Annotated in this window: 6 protein-coding genes; 5 read left to right on the forward strand and 1 reads right to left on the reverse strand. The window is 41.2% G+C overall.

Features of this window, described 5'->3' with window-relative positions; all coding sequences use genetic code 11:
* On the reverse strand, positions 1–616 hold a 616-nt coding region (gene carO, locus B4J23_RS07235; RefSeq protein WP_291359648.1), incomplete at its 3' end, for an ornithine uptake porin CarO.
* Positions 617–915: 299 nt separating this feature from the next.
* Between carO and dapD the strand changes: the two genes are divergently transcribed.
* The 5 genes from dapD to B4J23_RS07260 form a co-directional block, all read left to right on the forward strand.
* Positions 916–1,737, forward strand: a complete 822-nt coding sequence (gene dapD / locus B4J23_RS07240) for a 2,3,4,5-tetrahydropyridine-2,6-dicarboxylate N-succinyltransferase (protein ID WP_004784553.1) — start codon at positions 916–918, stop codon at positions 1,735–1,737.
* A gap of 131 nt (positions 1,738–1,868) precedes the next feature.
* On the forward strand, positions 1,869–2,579 hold the full coding sequence (queE, locus tag B4J23_RS07245) for a 7-carboxy-7-deazaguanine synthase QueE (RefSeq protein WP_291359651.1): 711 nt from the start codon (positions 1,869–1,871) through the stop codon (positions 2,577–2,579).
* A 33-nt stretch (positions 2,580–2,612) separates the two neighbouring features.
* Positions 2,613–3,281: a 7-cyano-7-deazaguanine synthase QueC gene (queC, locus tag B4J23_RS07250; protein WP_034704975.1), complete on the forward strand. Its 669-nt coding sequence runs from the start codon at positions 2,613–2,615 to the stop codon at positions 3,279–3,281.
* A 27-nt stretch (positions 3,282–3,308) separates the two neighbouring features.
* Positions 3,309–3,770: a hypothetical protein gene (locus B4J23_RS07255; protein ID WP_034171206.1), complete on the forward strand. Its 462-nt coding sequence runs from the start codon at positions 3,309–3,311 to the stop codon at positions 3,768–3,770.
* An 81-nt stretch (positions 3,771–3,851) separates the two neighbouring features.
* The coding region (locus B4J23_RS07260) for a peroxiredoxin (RefSeq protein ID WP_291359655.1) at positions 3,852–4,177 on the forward strand (326 nt) is incomplete at its 3' end.

The following is a 4,177-nucleotide window of genomic DNA, read 5'->3' on the forward strand; positions in this document are numbered from 1 at the left end:
CATCTGTACTTACTGCAGTTCCTGAAGAAGTTAATTCAACAGTAGGGTTTCCATTGTAATAAGCACCGATTTCACCAAATACCCCCCAACGGTTAGTAATTGCTGGAGAGAAACCAATACCTACATAAGGTGCGATATTGTTTTTATATGATAATTTACCATTGATACGAGCATCGCCTACTGCTTCAAATTCTACATCATTTACTCGGAAAGTCTCCCCATCACGAACACGACGGTCAATATCATAATCATTATCGATATATGCTACACCAGCTGCCATATAGAACCAGTTCGCCCAAGGACGAATCTCAGCGTTCAAATAAGTCAGGTTATTGTCCATATCCAGGTCATATTTAGAACCGTTGATTGATAAATCATCTGACCATGAAATATCACCACCGTTATAACCTAGAGTAACACCTACATAAGGGTTAGCATTCCAAGAGATCGCGCCACCGTAACCGGTAGTACCGACTTCAGCACGAACAGCTGCAGGTTTAAAGAAAGAGAATTCAGCTACGCCTTCATCTGTTACGATTGTTTCATCAGCAGCCATGACAGATCCAGCCGTGGCAGCTAGAACGGATACTGCTAAAAGTTGATATAAAGCTTTCATTATTTCTCTCCTCAAAAGAACTTTTTTTTCATCATTAGTTATTCGTGATGAGCTCAATATAAAGGAGTCAATGAATATTTTTTATTCGTGTTTTGCTGAGCTTTTGTTATTTTTTGATACATATTAATTTTTCTTGTTGAATGATAAGCCTTTTTTAAACAATGTTTGTACATATCTAAAATACGAAAAGGATACTAATCACTTTACTTGCGAATTTAATTCAGCACCCTTCCTAGTTTTCCATCTTTTTAGAGCAATATAGTGTAAAATATCGGAAATTTTTTTCTGGAAGGAAGATCATGTCTCAGCTTTCAACAATCATTGAACAAGCGTTTGAAGACCGTGCGAATTTCACAGCAGCAGACTGTCCTGCTGAAATCCGTCAAGCAGTTGAGGAAGTAATTGCTGGCCTGGACAATGGTACTTTACGTGTTGCTGAAAAAATCGAAGGTGAATGGGTTGTTCATCAATGGATTAAGAAAGCGGTATTGTTATCATTTAAATTAAACGATAACAAACCAATGGAAGCTTGTGATCTTCGCTTCTACGATAAAGTAGATACTAAATTCTCTGACTGGACTGACGAGCAGTTTAAAGCTGCTGGCGTACGTGTTGTTCCTCCGGCGGTAGCGCGTAAAGGTTCTTTCCAGGCGAAAAACGTGGTACTGATGCCTTCTTATGTGAACATCGGTGCTTATGTAGATGAAGGTACAATGGTCGATACTTGGGCAACTGTAGGTTCATGTGCTCAAATCGGTAAAAATGTTCACTTGTCTGGTGGTGTAGGAATCGGTGGTGTTCTTGAACCGCTTCAAGCTAACCCAACTATTATTGAAGACAACTGTTTCATTGGTGCACGTTCTGAAATCGTTGAAGGCGTAATCGTTGAAGAAGGTTCTGTAATTTCAATGGGCGTATTCATTGGTCAATCTACCAAGATTTATGACCGTGAAACTGGCGAAATCCATTATGGCCGTGTACCTGCTGGTTCTGTTGTAGTATCAGGCAGCCTACCATCTAAATGCGGTAAATACAGCTTATATGCAGCTGTAATCGTGAAAAAAGTAGATGCGAAAACTCGTGCTAAAACTAGCCTGAACGATCTGCTACGCGAAGACTAAGATGTCTTAACTTAGAGGACACATTTGTGTTCCTCGGAGCTTCAACCGCTCCTCGTCTCTACGGTCAGCAATGATCGTAGGGATTTTTATTTTTATACATTGTTATTTATTTTTCAGTGGTTAATGTTGTTATGAATACGCTTCGATCTTCCGCAATTCCAGTTTCTGATCCGTCTGCGGGCTTACGCATTACGGAGATCTTCTATTCATTACAAGGTGAAGCCAATACTGCAGGTTTACCGACCGTATTTATCCGCTTAACCGGATGTCCGCTGCGCTGTACCTATTGCGATACTACCTATTCTTTTGAAGGTGGCGAGCGAAAATCTTTAGATGACATCATTCAGACCACGCTTGATTTTAAAACGCCTTATGTCTGTGTGACAGGTGGTGAACCATTGGCACAACCGAACGCCCTACCTCTGATGCAGCGACTTGCAGATTTAGGCTGTGAAGTCTCTTTAGAAACCAGTGGTGCGTTAGACGTGTCCAAAGTGGATGCACGGGTATCTAAAGTTCTGGATTTAAAAACGCCAACTTCAGGTGAAGTTGCACGAAATTTGCTTTCCAATCTCGACCACTTAACCCAGCACGATCAGATCAAGTTCGTAATCTGTAATCGTGAAGATTATGAATGGTCCAAACAGCAGGTTGAACAATACCAGCTTAGTGAAAAAGTCAGTACGGTCTGGTTCTCGCCTGCTTTTGAAGTGGAAAAAGGTACAGCGCGTATGCCACAGCTGGCACGTGATCTGGCCCAATGGATTTTAGAAGACCATCTCCCTGTTCGTTTCCAGCTGCAGCTGCACAAGTTGTTATGGAATGATGAAACTGGTCGTTAATTTTTGTAAATTTACTATATTGGAGTATTTGTTATGCGCCCTCGTGCCATTGTATTGTTATCTGGCGGATTAGATTCAACAACCTGTCTGGCTTGGGCGCAGGCACGCTATGAATGTATCGCACTGAGTTTTATGTATGGCCAACGCTCTACTACAGAACTTGATGCAGCTCGTGCGCTGGCTCAACGCTCGGGTGTAGAACATCGTGTCATCAATATTGATTTAGGTAACCTGGGCGGCTCAGCCCTTACTGATCATAGCATTGAGGTACCAGACCAATTGCAGGAAGGTATTCCGGTAACCTATGTACCTGCACGAAATACCATCTTCTTATCTTATGCTTTGGCTGCTGCAGAAGTGTTCGGTGCTGAGGCAATTGTGATTGGTATTAATGCAGTGGATTATTCAGGTTATCCAGACTGCCGCCCGGAATTTATTGAAGCTTTTGCCAACATGGCACGCCTTGCAACCAAGGTCGGTGTTGAAGGTCAAGCCCTGAAATTTGAAACACCTTTGTTACATTTATCCAAAGCAAATATCATTCGCTTAGGCCTAGAACATGGCGTAGACTACAGTCAAACGGTATCTTGCTACCAAGCAGATGACCAAGGACGTGCGTGTGGAACATGTGACAGTTGTCGTTTACGCAAGCAAGGTTTTGCTGATGCAGGTGTTGAAGACCCGACACGTTATTACCTTTAAAATCGATCAAGGTTATAAATCCATATTATGAATATTAAAGCCAAATTACTTGCGACTAGCCTACTCTCTTTGTCTGCCCTATTTTCAACTGCATCTTTTGCAAATAATGATCAAGCTAAGGCAAAAGCAGAATTTGAGGCGATGAAAAAAGAATATACAACTGCCATGAAAAATGCTGGAAGCAGTTCAAATGTGCGTGACGGTTTAATTAAAGCCTGCGCTATTCCCTACAAACAGGCAGTGAAGTATAAAAAACTGACTCAGTCTGATGTGAATAAGCTTTGTACATGTGAAGTGGATGCAGAAGGTAAATTGACTCAAGCTCAAAAATGGCAGATTCAAAGCACCATTAACCAGAAGAAAAACCCTGCAACTTTAGACTTTGTTAAAAAACAAAGCCAAAACGTGCAGTCTTGTGTAGGCCCACAGCTCGCAGGTAAATTAAACTCACTTGCTGCAGAAGCCAATAAAGCCGCTCAAAAGAAATAATCCTGACAGATGTTTTTCTAGAATAAGCCACTATAATGTGGCTTATTTTTTTGAAAAAAATTTAGAAAAATTGGAGAGATCATGTCTGAGATCAGCTTACTTGAGCACACTTTTCCGACCACTACAGGTGAAATTAATCTGGCCCAACTGGATGCAGAATGGCTGGTGATCTATTTTTATCCTAAAGATTCGACACCTGGCTGTACCACTCAGGCAGTCGGTTTTTCTTGTTTAAAAGATCAGTTTGATGCGCTCAATACGACTATTCTGGGCGTATCACGTGATTCGGTTAAAGCGCACCAGAACTTTACTGAAAAACAGAATCTGACTATCAATCTGATCAGTGATAAAGAAGAAGTGTTATGCAAACACTTTGATGTCATTAAAGAAAAGAATATGTATGGTAA

Source organism: Acinetobacter sp. UBA3025 (assembly GCF_002367915.1).
In the GTDB taxonomy this organism is placed as follows: Bacteria; Pseudomonadota; Gammaproteobacteria; order Pseudomonadales; family Moraxellaceae; genus Acinetobacter.